Genomic DNA, 18,725 nt, shown 5'->3' on the forward strand with positions numbered 1-18,725 from the left:
AGGCCATGGTAGTTTGAGACGGCCCCTTACTTTTACTCCTGGACCGGCTACACTGAATTGGACAATTTTTTTAAGGTCTAGCAGATGGCATTTAACTGGAAAGCGGCAAAACAGACGTCCTCCAGTTCTCATTGGACTTTGACAACCAAAGCCAAGTAAAAAGCTAGACATACCCAAATGGCAGCAAAGTTATCTACGAATACGACACGCTGAGAAGAGTTCTCACGGAAAGCTACCGCCACCAGGGAGCAACCCGCACCACGACGTATGTGTATCGGGACGGTGAAGCGTCCGGCACGGGCGCGGAGGGGCTGGGGATCGTCGAAAGAATTTTTTGCCCGATTCGTCCGGATCATTACCTACTACACACCATACGGGGACATCGCCTACCAGGAGCAGCACGGGACGAGCGGAGGCAAACGTCCGCTGCTAGAAAACGAGTTTACGGCAGACGGTATGCAGATCAGCCGCACCACCCCATTCGGCAACCAGGCGCAGAGCACCACGTATGCCTACGACTGGGACGGCTTCGTCTACCAGACTACGAACGCCTTGGGTACGACCCGCTCCCATCGGGCCAACGCGTATTCAGACGGAACCAGCTATTTGCCGCGCCTGATCGAACAAACATTGTCACCCAACGGCTACATCGTCACCACCTACCGCGACCTGTACGGCCGGGTAGAGAGCGTGGAAGAAACGACCCAACGAGGCAGCCACCACCGCGTGACCAACTACCAGACCGACCGCTTCGGAAAAGTTACCGACAAGGAAGTCACGGACGGCAGTACCACTCAACGCTGGACAATGCGCTACGATCACAACGACCAGTTGGTCTATTTGCGCGACCCGGAAAACAATGTGAATGAATACAGCTACGACGGACTCGGCAACCTGACCACCGTGATCGAAAACGGCACCCCTACTGCCGTGTACACGTACAACGCGCTGTCCTGGAAGTTGTCCGAAAAGAACCCGGAAACCAAGGCCGAGCAGTACACGTACGAGAAAAACGGCGCCGTCAAAACTTTCAAAGACAAAAACGGCGTCCTGTTCAGCTACCAGTATTCGCCGTTCAACGAAATGACGAAACTGTCTGCGGGCAGCAGCTTCTATGAAGAACGCAGCTACGATCCACTCTCCGGCTTGCTTTTGATGGAAACAAACAACTACGGTCAAACTGTCCGCTACGGCTACGACGAATACCGCCGCCTGAACCGGCAAACGATGATGGGAAAAGACTACCAGCTCGTCTACTCCGACAACGATGAGAGCATCGACGCCCTCATTTATCCATCTCGCAGTGCGGTTTCCGGTTCGGCCCCTACTTTGCGCGTTGATTATACCTACGACAATGCCGACCGCCTCAGCGCCGTGACAATCCCAGGCGTAGGAACGACGAGCTACAGCTATACGATGAACAATAGTGGCGAGACCAACACTGTCTCCTACCCCGGCCAGTCGTCGGCGATGCAAAAAACGATCAGTTCCTTTTCCGAGATCACGGGGATCAATCACGCGGATGGTTGGAATGAGACGAACAGCCACGACCTGTTCGGCAACATCATAAGCCAAAAGCGCGGAAGTACGATCTACGGCACGTTTGCCTACGACAAACTGTCCCGAATTAAAGAAGAAACCATTCAGGGCAACACCCGACAGTACGCCTACGACCGCCGCGGCAACCGCCAAATCTATGCCAATGCGCCCGCAGATTCGACGCGCAGCTACGAGTTGAAGCACGATTTGCTGAATCGCCTGATCGAGTACAAAGACGCCAAAGGCACCACAAAGTACACGTACTACCCAGGCGGCCTGCGCGCGACGAAACAGCAGACCGGAAGCGTCACGGACACGACTCATTATGTGTATCTCAACGGGCAAGTGATCGAAGAACTGACCCAGGACGGTAGGGTCAAAGCCCGCAACGTCTTTGGCAACCAGCTGATCTGGCGCAAGGACTACACGACGAACCAGGAAGGCACGTACTATTACAACACCCACGGGGATGTCGTGAAGATCAAAGCTCCGAATGGGAATGTGTTGAATACGTATGAGTATGACATCTGGGGCAACTTGCTTGCCGATAAAGTCAAGGAAACGATGCCGAACCCGTTTGCATATGCGGGGGAGATGTACGACAAGGAGAGCGGTTTTTACTACCTGCGTGCCCGGTATTATGATCCGAAGATGGGGAGGTTTGTGTCGGAGGATACGTATAAGGGGCAGGTGGATAATCCGCTTAGTTTGAATCGGTATGCGTATGTGAGTAATAATCCGTTAAAATATGTTGATCCAAGTGGACATAGTAATGTAATAGTTGGTGAAGGGAATCCTGGAACCTATTATTATTTTGATAATGAGGGTGTCAGGAGAATTCATGGGACAAAGGAGATTGATTGGCAGTATTACCGAGAGTGGTTCGAAAAAGATCAAGCAGGGATGCAGGATGCACTGAGAGGTACAAACAAAATTAAAAATGCCATAGCGGCTAAGGTTACATGGGATTGGGCGATGGAAAATGGCATCCCTATGGACGGCGGAGGAGTAGGTAAAGCGCCAGTTGTAACAAAGAGTAAATCAGCTACTTTCAAGTCGTTATTTGGATGCAACTGCTTTACGGCAGGAACAAAGGTGTTAACAGACGAAGGGGAGAAACCTATCGAGGAAATCGAGGTAGGGGATAGGGTTCTCGCTAAGTCTGATGAGACCGGAGAAGTGGCATATAAAGAAGTCGTGGGTCTGTTCCAAAAGCAAGCTGACGAAATATACTACATCCATATTCAGGATGAAATTATCGAAGTTACGGGTGAACATCCATTCTGGTTGGATGGTAAGGGATGGACGCTTGTTAAAGACCTTAAAGTTGGTGACTTGCTTGTTTCGAGCGACGGCTCTAAACTTGCAATAGATAAGATTGAGAAAGAGCCACGTGAAGCAACGGTCTATAACTTTGAAGTAGCTGACTTTAATTCTTACTTTGTATCCAATCTTGGCATTTGGGTGCATAATTGCAGTACATTAAGGTACGCATTAAAGTCTCAAGATTTAGATTGGAGAGGTACTGGGAAAACATACAAGGATGCTCTTGACCAAGCGTTTAAAAATACTGGTGTTGACCGAAGCGAATTTACTGTGACGAAGTGGGCCAAAGACCAGTATGGTAAATCAGTTCCGGTTGAATGGCGTTCAAAAAATGGCGCAGAGGTTAGTATTGACTATGCTCACTATGGTGTTGATAGGAATGGAAATTGGGTAACAGGACCGGATGCTCCGCATATTGGATGGCAAACACCAGGAAAGAAAAATTCTGTAACAGGTCACATAATTGTTGATTCAGTACCTTATGGAAGATAAGGAGGAATGTCCTATTTGGGATATTAAGGAACAAATTTTCGCCGCAAGTCAGATGTTAAATATACCATTTAGAATTATGGAAGATGCATCGAAAGAATCAATTATTTCATCGGTTATGGAAAAGTATTGTAAGGTAAAATCGCACTGGCCCATATGGGAAAAATTCAGTGATTTTGTCGGGGTAAGTAATAAAGATGCATGGCAGTGGATTGAAGAATTTGTAGGCTCGAACAAATGCATTTTATTTTTTAATCCTTCCGATGAGAAAAGGGCGTACTTATTTGAATCAGGACAACATGTAGTGTCAGTGATTGAAGAATTGTTTAACGTCGAATTTTATGTCACCAATGAAGCAACTGACTATTTACTATGCTTTAATCATCACGATTGTTTAATGGCGTTAGGTAATGCAATAGATTGGTTAGATACTAGAGGTTAGTTTTTTCATTCGGCCTTGAGGGTGGCAATCCTCAAGGTCTTTCTTGTGCGCCCAGCATGGGCGTCCATCTTTAGGGTGAAAGTCCCGAACGGGGGCTGGCGAGCGCCTACCGTTAGCCAAGAGCAAGGGTGTCCATCGTGAGGTGGAATCTGAAGGAAGCTGGAGGCAAATGCTCGACCCAAGGTACACGAACCCAATTTGAGGCTAGGGTAGTCGTGGATCGGCTACACTGAATTGGACAATTCTCTTAAGGTCTAGTAGATTGAAAGCAAATCGATACAGAACGGGGAGAATGTCATGGGGAAACGTGAGCGTCGGTCATTTACAGACGAGTTCAAGCGGCAAATGGTTCAACTCTACGAGAATGGAAAAACGCGTGCAGATATTTTGAGAGAATACGATCTGAGTGCATCTGCGTTTGACCGTTGGGTCAAACAGAGCAGAACGACAGGTTCTTTCAAAGAAAAAGACAATCGAACGGAAGAACAGAATGAACCTTTCTCTTATTGTAATTAGGTTTTGAGAGTTTACACAGAATATTTTACAGTCCCGAATTTGCTTGATTTAGCTTAACCATGCTCTTTGACCTTGAGGGCACATTCCTCAAGGTCTATACTCTTATCCCACCTAGTGCCGAGTAAATTGGGCGGCTCTATGATATTCCTAAAATTTTCTTGTACGCACATAAATACTTGAGTTTTATCCCCCAAATAACGGGATACATTTACGTTGAACAGGTTGATTATGGTCAGATAGCACCATGATTGACCTGCTTTTTGTTATCTTCGTTTTCTCACGCTCGTTAAAATTAAATAACAAATGAAAAATATTGTTAATTAAAACTTTGTTTTGCCCCACTCTTCCAGAACGTAAACAAAAAACAGAAACCATATACCCCCTTTCCACCCCAAAATACCTCCGGGCGAACAGGGGGCTTTTTGCGAAAAAACGCTCAAAACGGCTCCCAGCGCAGCTTCCGCGCCTGCTGGAAACGCTCCTCTACATAGGGCCAATTCACGATCTTCCACCAGTTTTCCACGTATTTGTCCCGCTGGTTTTGATACTGGAGAAAATAAGCGTGCTCCCAGACGTCCAGCACGAGGAGCGGGACCGCATCCCATTGCGCCAGGTTTTGATGCTTTTCCGCCGTCAGGATTTCCAGGTGCTGGGCGCGCGGCGACCAGACGAGGATTGCCCAGCCGGGGCCCTCCACTTTTCCGGCTGCCTGGGAAAACTGCTGCCGGAATGCGTCAAAAGACCCGAAGTACCGTTGGATCGCCTCTGCCAGCTCGCCTGTTGGCGTATCGCCTCCGTGCGGGCTCATGGACGGCCAGAAAATGGAATGCAAATAATGGCCAGCCCCGTTAAAAGCCAGCTCGCGCTCCCAGTGGCGAATCAGGTCGTAGTTGCCGTTTTGACGGGCTTCGGCCAGCTTTCGCTCTGCTGTATTCAAGTCATCTACATATTTTTGATGCAGCTTCTCATGATGAATGCGCATCGTCTGCTCGTCGATATACGGCTCAAGCGCGTTGTACGCATACGGCAAGGGCGGGAGGGTATGACGGCCAGGGGCGACGGGGCGCGCGACGCGTATGGGTTCGCGTGCGGTTTCACGTACAGCCTGGTACGGAGCGGAAATGGCCGTCTCCCTCATCTGGGCAGGTGTTGCTTCGCAGGTTTCTGTCGCTTCCTGAACCGCTTCTGCTTCAAAAAGCTCCTCCTGCGCCACTGTCTGCTCCACGAACCGCTCATCCTCCGTCAGCTGGGTCAGCCGCAAAAAATGGTGGAATTGCTTCTGTACCTCCTCAGCCCGCGCGATGAGTATCGGGAGTGCCTCTGCTGCTTCTGCCTTGTGAATCCGCGTAGCCTGTCTTCCTATTTTGATAAAAGATTCTTCAAATTTGTGCAGATGCCGCTCCAACTCCCGGTTCAGTGTTTTTTTTCTCCGCAAATGGTCGATCCATTGGCGGCCCCACTGACTCCAATCCAGCAATTTTCTGGCTTTCTCTTCCAAAAAAATTCCTCCTCACTTGGGCGCATCTCACCCTCAGATTATGAACGCAGCCCAGAGAAGGTGCGACATTCGCGGAGTACAAGAAAATTAAATGCCGCATATGGTAGTAGCACAAATGTTTGAGTGGTATGCTGTACTATATTCATTACAACAGGGGAGACACATTGCATGAGTAGAGATGAAGCGATTGCCGTCATTGATTCAGGAGTGGGAGGATTGACCGTAGCAAAGGAAGTCATGCGTCAGCTACCCGAAGAAAAAATCATCTACGTAGGAGACAACGCGCGGTGCCCGTACGGCTCCAAGTCCCCGGAAGAGATTCGGACATACAGTTTTCAAATGATCGATTACGTCATGAATACGCCGCTCAAGGCGCTGGTGATTGCCTGCAATACGGCAACAGCAGTTGTTCTGGAGGAAGCGATGGCTGATTTGCCGCTGCCGGTGATCGGGGTGATTGAGCCGGGAGCGCGCGCGGCCGTTTCGGTGACGAAAAATGGACGCGTCGGGGTGATCGGGACAGAGATGACCATCCGCACGAAAGCGTACGAGCGTGCCTTGCTGCGTGCCGAGCCGAATTTATATGTGGTGGGAAAAGCTTGTCCGGCGTTCGTGCCGCTTGTGGAGAATCATCTGGCAAACTCGGACCAGGCGCGAATGGTCGTCGAAGAAGCATTGGCGCCTTTGCGTGCGGAAGACCTGGACACCTTGATTCTCGGCTGTACCCACTATCCGCTCCTGGCCCCGGTTATTCAGGAGGTCATGGGGGAGGGGGTCAGGTTAATCAGCTCCGCCGAGGAAACTGCGCGCGAGCTGGCCGTACAGATTGCGCCGTTGGCGGCACGCAGACAAGAGGAGCCGCCACAGCATCTGTTTGTCACGAGCGGAGACGCGGAGCGCTTCCGGACGATTGCCGAAGAGTGGCTTGCGGGCAAGGTGAACGTCCTGCATCATTCTCTGGAAAAATCCGTGCAGCCGTAAAAGCGCGGCTGGCTGTCCTTTTTGCCAGACAACTTTCAACGCATAAACCCAAGCCCTGCTCGTATACATGGTAGTACAAAGTGTCTGGAGGAGGCTGGGGAAATGAAGATGGGACACATAGGCAAAATGACGACCGTTTTGGGGGTAAGCGCCGTGCTTTTGTCGGGCTGCGGTCTCTACGGCCCGGAAACGGAAACGAGCAGCATTGACGCACCGCCACAGGTGTCGGTCGATCAGCCGAACGGAGCAGTGTCACCAGATGTCGCCGTTCAGGGCAGCGAGCAAGCGGTTCAACAGACAAGCGAAAGAACCGTCTATTTGCTCGACGCAAACGGCTACGTCGTACCGGTGTCGCTGACGCTTCCGAAAACAGAAGGCCCTGCCAAGCAAGTTTTGAGCTACATGGTCAAGGGCGGGCCGGTAGAAAGCATGCTGCGGGGCGGTTTTTCAGCCGTGCTGCCGCAAGGGACGGAAGTGAAAGGACTGGTTATCAAAGACGGCGTGGCCACGGTTGATTTTTCCAAAGAGTTCAAAACGTATGAGGAAAAAGACGAGAAGAAAATTCTCGACGCCGTGACCAGGGCGCTGACCGAGTTTTCCAACGTCAAGACCGTGCAAATCTGGGTGAACGGAACTCCGCTTACCGAAATGCCGGTTGCCAGCACGCCGATTACGCAGTTGGACCGCAGCCATGGGGTCAATCTGGAGCTGGCGGAAGGGGCCATGCCGGGAAAAACGTCAGCGGTGACCGTATATTTCCAGGGGCAACTGGATGACCAGCGCACGTACTACGTTCCAGTCACCCGTCTCGTCCCGGAAACGGCTGACATCGCCAAGGCGACCGTGGAGGAGCTTATCAAAGGGCCGAAGCAAGGTTCGCAGCTGTTCAGCTCCCTATTGCGGACGACCCGCGTGCTGGACGTAAAACAGGAGAAAGACCTGATTACGGTCGATCTGAGCAGCGACATTCTCAAGTACGACGAAGGCAAGGAGGCAAGCCCGGAAGCTTTGCAATCCCTCGTGCTCTCCTTGACCGAATCGACGGGAGCCAAACAGGTGCAGCTTCTCGTTGAAGGCAAGCCGCTTGCCAACGGCGCATTCACAAAGCCTGTGAGCCGTCCGCTGCAGCTCAACCCGATCGCGTTCTAATCAACCGAAAGCCTGCCCACCCACGCCCGAATGCTGCGAGCGTGGCTTTTTCTTTGCAAAAAGAAGCAAAGTCATACGAAAATTTGCAATTGGTGTAAATAAGGGAGAGCGGTTTGGGCAGTGGCAGAGCGTTTCCTGCCTCTGGTATAATGAGCGGAGTGTATTAAAGCAATTTAGGAGGAACTTGGAATGAGAGTGGATGGCCGTGCCCATGACCAGTTGCGCCCAGTAACCATTACGCGCAATTACATTAAACACGCGGAAGGATCGTGCCTGATCGAAGTTGGAGATACCAAGGTAATTTGTACGGCAACTCTGGAGGATCGGGTACCGCCTTTCATGCGTGGCGGCGGGAAGGGCTGGATCACAGCCGAGTACTCCATGCTTCCCCGCGCGACTGCGACCCGCAACGCGCGTGAGTCTTCCAAAGGCAAGGTCGGAGGACGGACGATGGAAATCCAGCGATTGATCGGACGCGCGCTGCGTTCGGTGGTGAATCTGGAGGCGATGGGAGAGCGCACGATCTGGCTGGATTGCGACGTGATCCAGGCGGATGGCGGTACGCGCACAGCTTCCATTACGGGAGCGTACGTGGCGATGGTCGACGCGATGCAAAAGCTGGTGGAGAGCGGCGTATGGAAGCAACTGCCGCTGAACGATTTTCTGGCGGCGACATCCGTAGGCGTGATTGGCGATGAGACCGTGCTGGACTTGAACTACAAGGAAGATTCGACAGCGACGGTGGACATGAATGTCGTCATGACGGGCAAAGGCAAGTTCGTCGAGCTGCAGGGCACCGGCGAGGACGCTCCGTTTTCCCCGGAACAGCTGCAGGAGATGATCGCTCTTGCAAAAATCGGGATCGGCAATCTGATTCAGAGCCAGAAGCAGGCGCTCTCTGATGTTCCCCTGACGTTTGCTGAAAACGTAGTGGAGGAAAGCCATGTCTGATCGAAAAAAAGTCGTTCTGGCGACACGCAACCAGGGAAAAGTGAAAGAGTTCAACCGACTGTTTGCCGATTACGGCTGGGAAGGCATCAGCCTTGCGCAGTTCGAGGGCGTGCCGGAAGTGGTGGAGGACGGTGACACGTTTGAAGCCAATGCGCTGAAAAAGGCAATCGAAATTTCTACATACTTGCAACTGCCGGCTCTTGGCGACGACTCCGGGCTGGAGGTAGACGCACTGGACGGACGCCCGGGCGTCTACTCCGCCAGATACGCCGGAGAGGAAGCGACAGACGAACAAAACTGGCGCAAGCTGCTGCAAGAGCTGGAAGACGTGCCGATGGAGCAGCGCACCGCGCGCTTCCGCTGCACGTTGGCGCTGGTCATTCCAGGCGAGGAACCGATTATCGCAAACGGCGCCTGTGAAGGGCTGATCGCCCGGGAGCCAAAAGGGACCAACGGCTTCGGCTACGATCCCGTCTTCTACATTCCCGAGCTGGGAAAAAGGATGGCGGAGCTTTTGCCGGAGGAAAAAAACCGGATCAGCCACCGCGCCAAAGCGATGCAGAAGCTCTTGGAAGTGCTGAAATAACGGGCAAGCAGCCTGACTGAAGAGAACACGGGAGAGTGAGGCTCGATGGCAATTCTCGTCATGAGTGACAGCCATGGTCTGGTTCGGGAAGTAACTCAGGTGGCAAACAGACATGCTGTTGACAAAATTTTGCATTGTGGCGATTTTTGCGTCGATCACGAGCGCGATCCGTTTTCCCGGATGACGCTGGTGAGAGGAAACTGCGATGTCGCTTCCGAGGTTCCGACCGAGCAGCAGACAAAATGGCGGGACCTTCACATCCTGCAAACGCACGGGCATCTGTTCGGGGTCAAAAGCTCGCTGCTTCGCCTGCATTACCGGGCAGAGGAGGTCGGAGCGAACGTGGTCGTCTTCGGTCATTCGCACGTCCCCGCCTGTGGCGTCGAGCGGGATATTCTGTTTGTAAACCCGGGGAGCCTGCAACTGCCGAGAGGCTTTGACGTGCCGACTTACGCAATTATCGAGGAGACGGGCGCCAAGCCCCAAACGGTCCAGGTGGCCGTCACCTTTTACGACTACCAAGGCAACCTGGTGCGGGAGTTGGGCGGAAGCTATTCGATTCGACGCTGAGTCGGGTAGCTTCTTGTAAAATAAAAGATTTATGCTATACTAGAATGGTTATAATGGCTAGAATATTATCGTCGGAGCCTGCGAAGATACCACGGCGCGGCTGGCGATGTTCTGTTATTCGATTTAGGAGGGGAAGTTTACGTGACAGCAAAATGGGAAAAGGTAGAGAATAACCAGGGAGTCCTGACGGTTGAAGTAGATGCTGCGCAAGTAGACGCAGCATTGGATCAAGCGTTTAAAAAAGTTGTGAAAAAGGTGCAAGTTCCAGGATTCCGCAAAGGAAAAGTACCTCGCAAAATGTTCGAATCCCGTTTTGGTGTAGAGTCTCTGTACCAAGACGCGCTCGATATTCTGCTTCCAACTGCTTACGGACAAGCTGTTCGTGAAACTGGCATCGAGCCGGTAGATCGTCCAGAGGTGGACGTAGAGCAAATGGAAAAAGGGAAAAACCTGATCTTCAAAGCTACTGTAACGGTGAAGCCTGAAGTGAAGCTCGGCGAGTACAAAGGTCTGGAAGTCGAAGAAAAAGACTTCACCGTGACTGACGAGAGCGTGGATGCTGAACTGAAGCGCATGCAAGAGCGTCACGCTGAACTGGTAACAGTAGAAGAAGGTACTGCGCAAAATGGCGACATCGTTGTCATCGATTTCGAAGGCTTCCAGGATGGCGTTGCATTCGAAGGCGGAAAAGCAGAAGACTACTCTCTGGAACTCGGTTCCGGCACTTTCATCGCCGGCTTCGAAGAGCAACTCGTAGGTCTTGCCATCGGCGAAGAGAAAGAAATCAATGTTACCTTCCCGGAAGAGTACCATTCTCCTAACCTCGCTGGCAAGGAAGCCGTATTCAAAGTGAAACTGAACAGCCTGAAGCGCAAAAACCTGCCAGCATTGGACGACGAGTTCGCAAAAGATGTGAGCGAGTTCGATACGCTGGAAGAGCTGAAAGCTGACACCAAGAAAAAACTCGAAGAAAAAGCTGCGCAAGAAAAAGAACAGTACGTTCGTGAACAACTGGTTCTGAAAGCAGCAGAAAACGCGGAAATCGATCTGCCAGCCGTTATGGTTGAGCACGAGCTGGACCAAATGGTGAACGAGTTTGGTCAACGCCTCCAGTTCCAAGGCATGACACTGGATCTGTACTACCAGTTCTCCGGCATGGATGAAAGCCAGCTGCGTGACCAACTGCGTGCAGATGCGACCTCCCGCGTGCGCACTTCCTTGACATTGGAAGCAATCAGCAAAGCGGAAAAAATTGAAGCGACAGAGGAAGATGTAACCGAAGAGCTGAACAAGCTGGCTGGCGTTTACGGCCGTCCTGCTGACGAGCTGCGCAAAATCTTCACTGCACAAGACAACATGATGGCACTTTACCGCGATGTGCAAATTCGCAAAACGGTTGATTTCCTGGTTGCACAAAGCAAAGCAAGCGCATAAGCTTAGGAAGAACGCATGATGATTGGCCGGTGGTCAGGCATTCTGGACCGCTGGCTGTACCAACTACAAGGCACGATGCACTCGTGCCTTGTTTTTCCACCATCGACTTTTTGGTAAAATCCTTCCCAACTAAAGGGTGACACCTTTTACCTTAAAGGAGGAAAGATACATAATGCTGATCCCTATGGTCATCGAGCAAACCAGCAGAGGCGAGCGCTCCTACGATATTTACTCGCGTCTCCTGAAAGACCGGATCATTCTGCTCGGCACCGAGATTGACGATCAGGTAGCCAATCTGGTAGTGGCCCAGCTGCTCTTTTTGCAGGCAGAAGACCCGGACAAAGACATTTCGCTATACATAAACTCTCCAGGCGGTTCTGTAACAGCAGGGATGGCTATCTATGACACGATGCAGTACATCAAGCCGGACGTGTCCACCATTTGCGTGGGCATGGCTGCCAGCATGGGGGCATTCCTCCTCGCTGCTGGTGCCAAAGGCAAGCGCTTTGCCTTGCCAAACAGCGAAGTGATGATTCACCAGCCACTCGGAGGCGTACGTGGGCAGGCGGAAGACATCCGGATTCATGCGGATTGGATTCTGAAAACGAAGCGCCAACTGAACCAGATTTTGTCCGAGCGTACAGGTCAACCATATGAAAAGGTCGAACTGGATACAGATCGCGACAACTTCATGAGTGCAGAAGAAGCCAAGGCCTATGGATTGATTGACTCGATTATTGAACGCAAAAACTGACCCGTTGTGAGGTGAAGCGCATGTTTAAGTTTAACGACGACAAGGGCCAACTGAAGTGCTCCTTCTGCGGCAAGTCCCAGGAACAGGTGCGCAAGCTGGTAGCCGGTCCTGGCGTTTACATTTGTGACGAGTGTATCGAACTGTGCAACGAGATTGTACAGGAAGAGCTGGGGACGGAAGAAGAAATCGACATGAAGGAAATTCCGAAGCCTGTGGAGATCCGCAAAATCCTGGACGACTATGTCATCGGTCAGGATCTGGCGAAAAAATCGCTGTCTGTAGCGGTGTACAACCACTACAAACGGATCAACTCCGGGGCGAAGATCGAGGATGTGGAGCTGCAAAAATCCAATATCCTGCTGATCGGGCCGACAGGTAGCGGGAAGACGCTGCTCGCGCAAACGCTGGCGCGCATCCTGAACGTGCCGTTTGCGATTGCGGACGCCACCTCCTTGACAGAGGCAGGCTACGTGGGCGAAGACGTGGAAAACATTTTGCTCAAGCTGATCCAGGCTGCTGACTACGATGTAGAAAAAGCCGAAAAAGGCATCATCTACATTGATGAAATTGATAAAGTCGCGCGCAAGTCGGAAAATCCTTCGATTACACGCGATGTTTCCGGGGAAGGCGTGCAGCAGGCTCTCCTGAAAATTTTGGAGGGAACGGTTGCCAGCGTTCCGCCACAAGGCGGGCGCAAGCATCCTCATCAGGAGTTCATCCAGATCGACACCTCGAACATTTTGTTCATTTGCGGCGGTGCATTCGACGGGATCGAACAAATCATCAAGCGTCGTCTGGGTAAAAAAGTAATCGGCTTCGGTGCTGATTTTTCCGATGGGGTCAAAGGCGATCTGAAAGCGGGCGAATACCTCAAGTACGTCCTGCCGGAAGATCTGCTGAAATTCGGTCTGATTCCCGAGTTCGTCGGTCGTTTGCCTGTTCTGGCTACATTGGAGCCGTTGGACGAGGAGACGCTCGTGCGCATCCTGACCGAACCGAAAAACTCTTTGGTGAAGCAGTATCAAAAGCTGCTTAGCCTGGACGGTGTTGAGCTGGAGTTTGACGCTGGCGCCCTCCTGCAAATTGCCAAGGAAGCGATCAAGCGCAATACCGGTGCACGCGGACTGCGTGCGATCATCGAGCAAATCATGCTCGACATGATGTATGAGCTGCCTTCCCGCGACGACGTGACCAAATGCGTCATTACGGAAGAGACCGTGCGCGACAAGGTGAAGCCGCGCCTCATGACCAAAGAAGGCGTCGAAGTGCACGGTGAAACTGCATAAGCTTGTGTTACGCTAACCATCCCGTTTTTGCGGGGTGGTTTTTGTTTTGTCGAAAAAAGGGGGCCTATTTTCCAAAATCATCCAGATTGCTTTGCGGGTTTATGGTTTACGCATACGGATGCGAGGCAATACTACTTGATAATCGCTGAAGAGACACTTTTACATATGTGTACAAAAGCTGCAAGGACGCATGGGAGGGACTGCATATGGACTATACGACGTTGGTCATTGCTGTCATTGAAGTGGTTGTCGGCATTGTCATTGGCACCTACTTCTGGAATTTGCTGCGAGCGCAGAGAAACTCAAAGACTTCCACGGAAAAAGAATCGCGAAAAGACCTGGACACGATTCGCAAAATGAGAATGATTGCTCTGACCGAGCCTTTGTCGGAAAAAACACGGCCAGCTACCCTGGAAGAAATCGTCGGGCAAGAAGACGGGCTGCGGGCACTGCGGGCTGCGCTGTGCGGACCGAATCCGCAGCACGTCATCATCTACGGACCGCCGGGCGTAGGCAAGACGGCTGCTGCCCGTGTCGTGCTGGAAGAAGCGAAGAAAAACCAGCTGTCCCCTTTTAATGCGGACGCCAAATTTATTGAGATTGACGCGACGATTGCCCGGTTTGACGAGCGGGGGATTGCCGACCCGCTGATCGGTTCTGTTCACGATCCGATTTACCAAGGGGCGGGCTCGCTCGGTCAGGCGGGCATTCCCCAGCCGAAGCCGGGTGCTGTGACAAAAGCGCACGGAGGGGTCCTTTTCCTCGATGAAATCGGAGAGCTTCACCCTGTCCAAATGAACAAGCTGCTAAAAGTTCTCGAAGACCGCAAAGTCATGCTGGAGAGCGCCTACTACAGCGAGGAAAACAGCCAGATTCCGTCGCACATTCACGATGTGTTCAAATACGGGCTGCCAGCCGACTTTCGACTTGTCGGTGCGACGACGCGGCTTCCCGAAGAGCTTCCCGCTGCCTTGCGCTCCCGTTGTCTGGAAATTTTCTTCCGTCCGTTGAAGGGGCCGGAAATTGGCAGCATTGTGCGCACTGCCGTTGCCAAGATGCAGATGAGCATGGAGGACGATGCGGTAGCAGTTATCGAACGCTACGCCACCAATGGCCGGGAAGCGATCAACACGCTGCAAATCGCCGCGGGAATCGCACTTACCGAGGAACGCAAAACGATCATGGCCAAGGACGTGGAGTGGGTCGTACACAGCAGCCAGAAGTCGCCTCGTCCCGAAAAGCAGGTGCACGATACGCCGCAGGTAGGGCTGGTAAACGGACTTGCCGTTTACGGACCGAACATGGGCAGTGTCATGGAACTGGAAGTGACGGCAACGTCTGCCGCAGTGCCTGGTCAGGGCAGATTGACGATGACAGGCATGGCGGAGGAAGAGGAAATGGGAAGCCGCAGCCGGACGATTCGTCGCAAGTCCATGGCCAAAGGATCGATTGAAAACGTCTTGACTGTGTTGCACAGAATGGGCGTTCGTCCGTACGATTACGATCTTCATATCAATTTTCCCGGCGGGGTCCCGGTCGATGGCCCTTCGGCGGGCATTGCCATTGCGACCGCCATCTACTCGGCGATCATGGAAGTGCCAGTCGACAACCTGATTGCCATGACAGGCGAAGTAAGCATTCACGGAAAAGTGAAGCCGGTAGGCGGCGTGGTAGCCAAGGTCGAGGCGGCTCGTCAGGCGGGAGCGACGCGCGTGCTGATTCCCCAGGAAAACTGGCAGAGCATTTTCGCCGACATGAAGGGCATCGAGGTCATTCCGGTTTCAACCGTCTCGCAAGTCATGGAACTGGCCATGCCGAAGGTCGCCGTGCAGGATGAGGAGGCGTCCGGATTTACCCTGCAAATTCCGGCAAAGGATCTGGCATCCTCGCCGATGACACTCTGACAGTCGCAAGCGCCCGTGGATTAGACATCGGATTGTGTTTGCGCTACAATGGTAAAAAGCTTCTGCTTGCAAAGAGCCCGGGGCCCTACCCGGCCTGTAACGGGCTCCCCAAATGAGGGGATGGACCGTCAGAACGACTGTCTTTTCTGTGTGTCGTTTGGGGTGATTCGGATATGCCGGGTGGGCAAAAAACGGCTTTGGGAGCCGTTTTTGTCTGTTATCAGGCTCTTTGTTAAGAAGGGATAGATCAACAAGGAGAGGTGCATCCGCTTGGGCGAACGTTCCGGTAAACGAGAATTACCGCTTCTCCCGTTGCGAGGATTGCTTGTGTATCCGACTATGGTACTCCACCTGGACGTTGGACGGGAAAAGTCCATCCGCGCACTGGAGCAAGCCATGGTGGACGACAACAAGATTTTGCTTGCGACACAGGAAGAGGTACACATAGAGGAGCCAGATGCAGAGCAAATCTACAGCATCGGTACCGTTGCGCGTGTGAAACAAATGTTGAAGCTGCCAAACGGCACAATCCGTGTGCTGGTGGAGGGACTGCAACGCGCAAAAATTGAGGAATATCTTCAACAGGAAGATTATTTCGTCGTGTCCATTACATACTTGGAAGAGGAAAAAGCGGAGGAAAACGAAGTAGAAGCGCTGATGCGCTCGCTGCTGAGCCATTTCGAGCAATACATCAAGCTGTCGAAAAAGGTTTCCCCCGAGACGCTTACATCCGTGACAGACATCGAAGAGCCAGGGCGACTGGCTGACGTGATTGCCTCCCACCTGCCGCTGAAAATGAAGGACAAACAGGAGATTTTGGAGACGGTCAACATCAAGGAGCGGCTCGAAATTCTGTTGGAAATCCTGAACAACGAGCGCGAGGTGCTGGAGCTGGAGCGCAAGATCAGCAATCGCGTGAAAAAGCAGATGGAGCGCACGCAAAAAGAATACTACCTGCGCGAGCAGATGAAGGCCATTCAAAAAGAGCTCGGCGACAAGGACGGCCGTCAGGGCGAAGTGGATGAACTGCGCGCTCAGCTGGAAAAATCGGACGCTCCGGAAAGAATCAAGACCAAGATCGAAAAAGAGCTGGATCGTCTGGAGAAGATGCCGACCACTTCTGCGGAAGGGTCTGTCATCCGCACGTATATCGACACGCTGCTCGCCCTGCCGTGGACGAAGAAGACAGAGGACAATCTGGACATTCACCACGCGCAAGAAGTGCTCGACGAGGATCACTACGGACTGGAAAAGCCGAAAGAACGCGTCCTGGAATATTTGGCGGTGCAAAAGCTCGTCAACTCCATGCGCGGGCCGATTCTTTGTCTGGTTGGACCTCCCGGCGTCGGGAAAACCTCGCTCGCCCGCTCGATCGCACGCGCGCTGGAGCGCAAGTTCGTGCGCATTTCGCTCGGGGGTGTGCGTGACGAAGCAGAGATTCGCGGACATCGCCGCACTTATGTGGGTGCTCTGCCGGGCCGTATCATCCAGGGGATGAAGCAGGCGGGCACGATCAATCCAGTCTTTTTGCTGGATGAGATCGACAAGCTGGCATCCGATTTCCGGGGCGATCCTGCATCGGCGCTCCTGGAAGTGCTGGACCCGAATCAAAACGACAAGTTCAGCGATCACTATATCGAAGAGACGTACGACTTGACCAATGTCATGTTCATCACGACAGCGAACAGCCTCGACACGATTCCACGTCCGCTGCTCGACCGGATGGAGGTCATTTCGATCTCGGGCTACACCGAGCTGGAGAAGCTCAACATCATGCGCGGATACTTGCTGCCGAAGCAGATGGAAGAGCACGGACTCGGCAAGGATAAGCTGCAAGTGCACGAAGATGCCATGCTGAAGCTGATTCGTCTGTACACGCGCGAAGCCGGGGTGCGCAACCTGAACCGGGAAGCAGCCAACATTTGCCGCAAAGCCGCCAAGCTGATTGTCAGCGGGGAGAAAAAGCGCGTCGTCGTCACCGCGAAGACACTGGAGGGGCTGCTTGGCAAACCGCGCTACCGCTATGGCCTGGCAGAGAAAAAAGACCAGATCGGCTCCGTGACGGGTCTTGCCTGGACACAGGCAGGCGGCGATACGCTGAACGTAGAGGTCAGCATCCTGCCGGGAAAAGGAAAGCTCACCTTGACCGGAAAGCTGGGCGACGTCATGAAGGAATCCGCGCAGGCGGCCTTCAGCTACATTCGCTCCCGTGCAGACCAGTGGGGAATTGACCCGGCTTTTCACGAGAAAAACGACATCCACATCCACGTTCCGGAGGGCGCGATACCAAAAGACGGTCCGTCTGCGGGGATTACGATGGCTACCGCGCTTGTATCGGCGCTCACCCATATCCCTGTGAAAAAAGAAGTGGGGATGACGGGCGAAATCACACTGCGCGGAAGAGTTTTGCCGATTGGCGGCCTGAAGGAAAAGTGCATGTCCGCCCATCGTGCTGGCTTGACGACGATTATTTTGCCAAAAGACAACGAGAAAGACATCGAAGATATTCCGGAGAGCGTGCGAAATGAACTGACCTTCTATCCGGTCGAGCACCTGGATGAAGTGTTGCGCCACGCCCTGACCAGACAGCCGACAGCAGGTGAAAAAGCATGAAAATAACTTCTGCGGAGTTCGTTATCAGCGCTGTCGGACCTAAGCAATACCCGCAGGACGGCCTGCACGAGATCGCTCTCGTCGGCCGCTCCAATGTGGGCAAATCTTCCCTGCTCAACAAAATGATGAACCGCAAAGGGCTCGCGCGCACCAGCTCGCGGCCAGGGAAGACCCAGACGCTGAACTACTTCCGCGTCAACCAGATGCTCTATTTCGTCGACTTTCCCGGCTACGGATACGCCAAGGTCGCGAAGACGATCAAGGAACAGTGGGGAAAGATGATCGAGGGCTATTTGAAAAACCGGGAACAGTTGCGGTTCGTCATCCAACTGGTCGACATCCGTCATGCTCCATCCAAGGACGACGTGGCGATGTACGATTGGTGCAAGCAAATCGGCATCCCGACCGTAGTGGTTGCGACCAAGGGCGACAAAATTGCGCGCGGCCGCTGGCTGCAGCACACCAAGATCATCCGCCAGACCTTGAACATGCGCGGCGACGATACGCTCATCGTGTTTTCTTCGGAAACAGGACAAGGCAAGGATGAGCTGTGGGGAGAAATCCTTCGCCGTCTGCGCGAAAAAGACCAGCCTGCGGCAGAGGAAGGAAGAGAGGCGGCGGACGCTTCTGTTCCTGCTGCGGCAAGCGAGACGGAACAGTAAAACAGATACAGTCAAAGACCCAATC

Annotated in this window: 14 protein-coding genes and 1 pseudogene; 14 read left to right on the forward strand and 1 reads right to left on the reverse strand. The window is 52.8% G+C overall.

What is annotated here, in order from left to right; all coding sequences use genetic code 11:
* The first annotated feature begins 282 nt into the window (after positions 1 to 282).
* The 3 genes and pseudogenes from EDM57_RS16905 to EDM57_RS16920 form a co-directional block, all read left to right on the forward strand.
* Entirely contained in the window at positions 283 to 3,357 is a 3,075-nt protein-coding gene (locus EDM57_RS16905; RefSeq protein WP_425455811.1) for a polymorphic toxin-type HINT domain-containing protein, read from the forward strand.
* Positions 3,347 to 3,796: a DUF6756 family protein gene (locus EDM57_RS16915; RefSeq protein ID WP_148039124.1), complete on the forward strand. Its 450-nt coding sequence runs from the start codon at positions 3,347 to 3,349 to the stop codon at positions 3,794 to 3,796. The genes EDM57_RS16905 and EDM57_RS16915 overlap by 11 nt, the downstream gene beginning before the upstream one ends.
* A 297-nt stretch (positions 3,797 to 4,093) precedes the next feature.
* A pseudogene (locus tag EDM57_RS16920) lies at positions 4,094 to 4,291 on the forward strand (transposase); the annotation flags it as partial.
* Positions 4,292 to 4,748: 457 nt separating this feature from the next.
* On the opposite strand, the gene EDM57_RS16925 reads toward EDM57_RS16920, so the two are convergent.
* Positions 4,749 to 5,810 (reverse strand): superoxide dismutase, encoded by a 1,062-nt coding sequence (locus tag EDM57_RS16925; protein ID WP_122905867.1) that lies wholly within the window; start codon positions 5,808 to 5,810, stop codon positions 4,749 to 4,751.
* A 168-nt stretch (positions 5,811 to 5,978) separates the two neighbouring features.
* On the opposite strand from EDM57_RS16925, the gene racE reads away from it, so the two are divergent.
* From racE to yihA, 11 genes are all read left to right on the forward strand, one after another.
* The gene (gene racE / locus EDM57_RS16930) at positions 5,979 to 6,791 is read left to right on the forward strand and encodes a glutamate racemase (RefSeq protein WP_122905868.1); all 813 of its coding nucleotides are present in this window, start codon (positions 5,979 to 5,981) and stop codon (positions 6,789 to 6,791) included.
* 102 nt (positions 6,792 to 6,893) lie between these two features.
* Positions 6,894 to 7,940, forward strand: a complete 1,047-nt coding sequence (locus EDM57_RS16935; RefSeq protein WP_122905869.1) for a GerMN domain-containing protein — start codon at positions 6,894 to 6,896, stop codon at positions 7,938 to 7,940.
* A 189-nt stretch (positions 7,941 to 8,129) separates the two neighbouring features.
* Positions 8,130 to 8,891 carry a ribonuclease PH gene (gene rph / locus EDM57_RS16940; RefSeq protein WP_122905870.1) on the forward strand — a complete coding sequence of 254 codons (762 nt, stop codon included), beginning with the start codon at positions 8,130 to 8,132 and terminating at the stop codon, positions 8,889 to 8,891.
* Positions 8,884 to 9,477 (forward strand): XTP/dITP diphosphatase, encoded by a 594-nt coding sequence (locus tag EDM57_RS16945; RefSeq protein ID WP_122905871.1) that lies wholly within the window; start codon positions 8,884 to 8,886, stop codon positions 9,475 to 9,477. The genes rph and EDM57_RS16945 overlap by 8 nt, the downstream gene beginning before the upstream one ends.
* 45 nt (positions 9,478 to 9,522) lie before the next feature.
* Complete coding sequence (locus EDM57_RS16950) at positions 9,523 to 10,047, forward strand: metallophosphoesterase family protein (protein WP_122905872.1); 525 nt, start codon at positions 9,523 to 9,525, stop codon at positions 10,045 to 10,047.
* Positions 10,048 to 10,188: 141 nt separating this feature from the next.
* The gene (tig, locus tag EDM57_RS16955; protein WP_122905873.1) at positions 10,189 to 11,481 is read left to right on the forward strand and encodes a trigger factor; all 1,293 of its coding nucleotides are present in this window, start codon (positions 10,189 to 10,191) and stop codon (positions 11,479 to 11,481) included.
* Between the two features lie 172 nt (positions 11,482 to 11,653).
* The gene (gene clpP / locus EDM57_RS16960; protein WP_122905874.1) at positions 11,654 to 12,235 is read left to right on the forward strand and encodes an ATP-dependent Clp endopeptidase proteolytic subunit ClpP; all 582 of its coding nucleotides are present in this window, start codon (positions 11,654 to 11,656) and stop codon (positions 12,233 to 12,235) included.
* Between the two features lie 20 nt (positions 12,236 to 12,255).
* A complete protein-coding gene (gene clpX, locus EDM57_RS16965) occupies positions 12,256 to 13,521 on the forward strand; it encodes an ATP-dependent protease ATP-binding subunit ClpX (RefSeq protein ID WP_122905875.1) in 1,266 nt (421 codons plus the stop codon).
* 206 nt (positions 13,522 to 13,727) lie between these two features.
* Positions 13,728 to 15,425 carry an ATP-dependent protease LonB gene (gene lonB, locus EDM57_RS16970; protein WP_122905876.1) on the forward strand — a complete coding sequence of 566 codons (1,698 nt, stop codon included), beginning with the start codon at positions 13,728 to 13,730 and terminating at the stop codon, positions 15,423 to 15,425.
* 270 nt (positions 15,426 to 15,695) lie between these two features.
* On the forward strand, positions 15,696 to 18,038 hold the full coding sequence (lon, locus tag EDM57_RS16975; RefSeq protein ID WP_122905877.1) for an endopeptidase La: 2,343 nt from the start codon (positions 15,696 to 15,698) through the stop codon (positions 18,036 to 18,038).
* Positions 18,035 to 18,700, forward strand: coding sequence for a ribosome biogenesis GTP-binding protein YihA/YsxC (yihA, locus tag EDM57_RS16980; protein ID WP_122905878.1), 666 nt, complete (start codon positions 18,035 to 18,037; stop codon positions 18,698 to 18,700). Before lon ends, yihA begins: the two co-directional genes overlap by 4 nt.
* The last annotated feature ends 25 nt before the right edge of the window (positions 18,701 to 18,725 follow it).

The organism is Brevibacillus gelatini (assembly GCF_003710935.1).
GTDB lineage: Bacteria > Bacillota > Bacilli > Brevibacillales > Brevibacillaceae > Brevibacillus > Brevibacillus gelatini.

Coding starts and splice junctions, on each gene's coding strand:
- EDM57_RS16915 (WP_148039124.1), top strand. CDS start 3,347: ATGGAAGATAAGGAGGAATGTCCTATTTGGGATATTAAGGAACAAATT.
- racE (WP_122905868.1), top strand. CDS start 5,979: ATGAGTAGAGATGAAGCGATTGCCGTCATTGATTCAGGAGTGGGAGGA.
- EDM57_RS16935 (WP_122905869.1), top strand. CDS start 6,894: ATGAAGATGGGACACATAGGCAAAATGACGACCGTTTTGGGGGTAAGC.
- rph (WP_122905870.1), top strand. CDS start 8,130: ATGAGAGTGGATGGCCGTGCCCATGACCAGTTGCGCCCAGTAACCATT.
- EDM57_RS16945 (WP_122905871.1), top strand. CDS start 8,884: ATGTCTGATCGAAAAAAAGTCGTTCTGGCGACACGCAACCAGGGAAAA.
- EDM57_RS16950 (WP_122905872.1), top strand. CDS start 9,523: ATGGCAATTCTCGTCATGAGTGACAGCCATGGTCTGGTTCGGGAAGTA.
- clpP (WP_122905874.1), top strand. CDS start 11,654: ATGCTGATCCCTATGGTCATCGAGCAAACCAGCAGAGGCGAGCGCTCC.
- clpX (WP_122905875.1), top strand. CDS start 12,256: ATGTTTAAGTTTAACGACGACAAGGGCCAACTGAAGTGCTCCTTCTGC.
- lonB (WP_122905876.1), top strand. CDS start 13,728: ATGGACTATACGACGTTGGTCATTGCTGTCATTGAAGTGGTTGTCGGC.
- yihA (WP_122905878.1), top strand. CDS start 18,035: ATGAAAATAACTTCTGCGGAGTTCGTTATCAGCGCTGTCGGACCTAAG.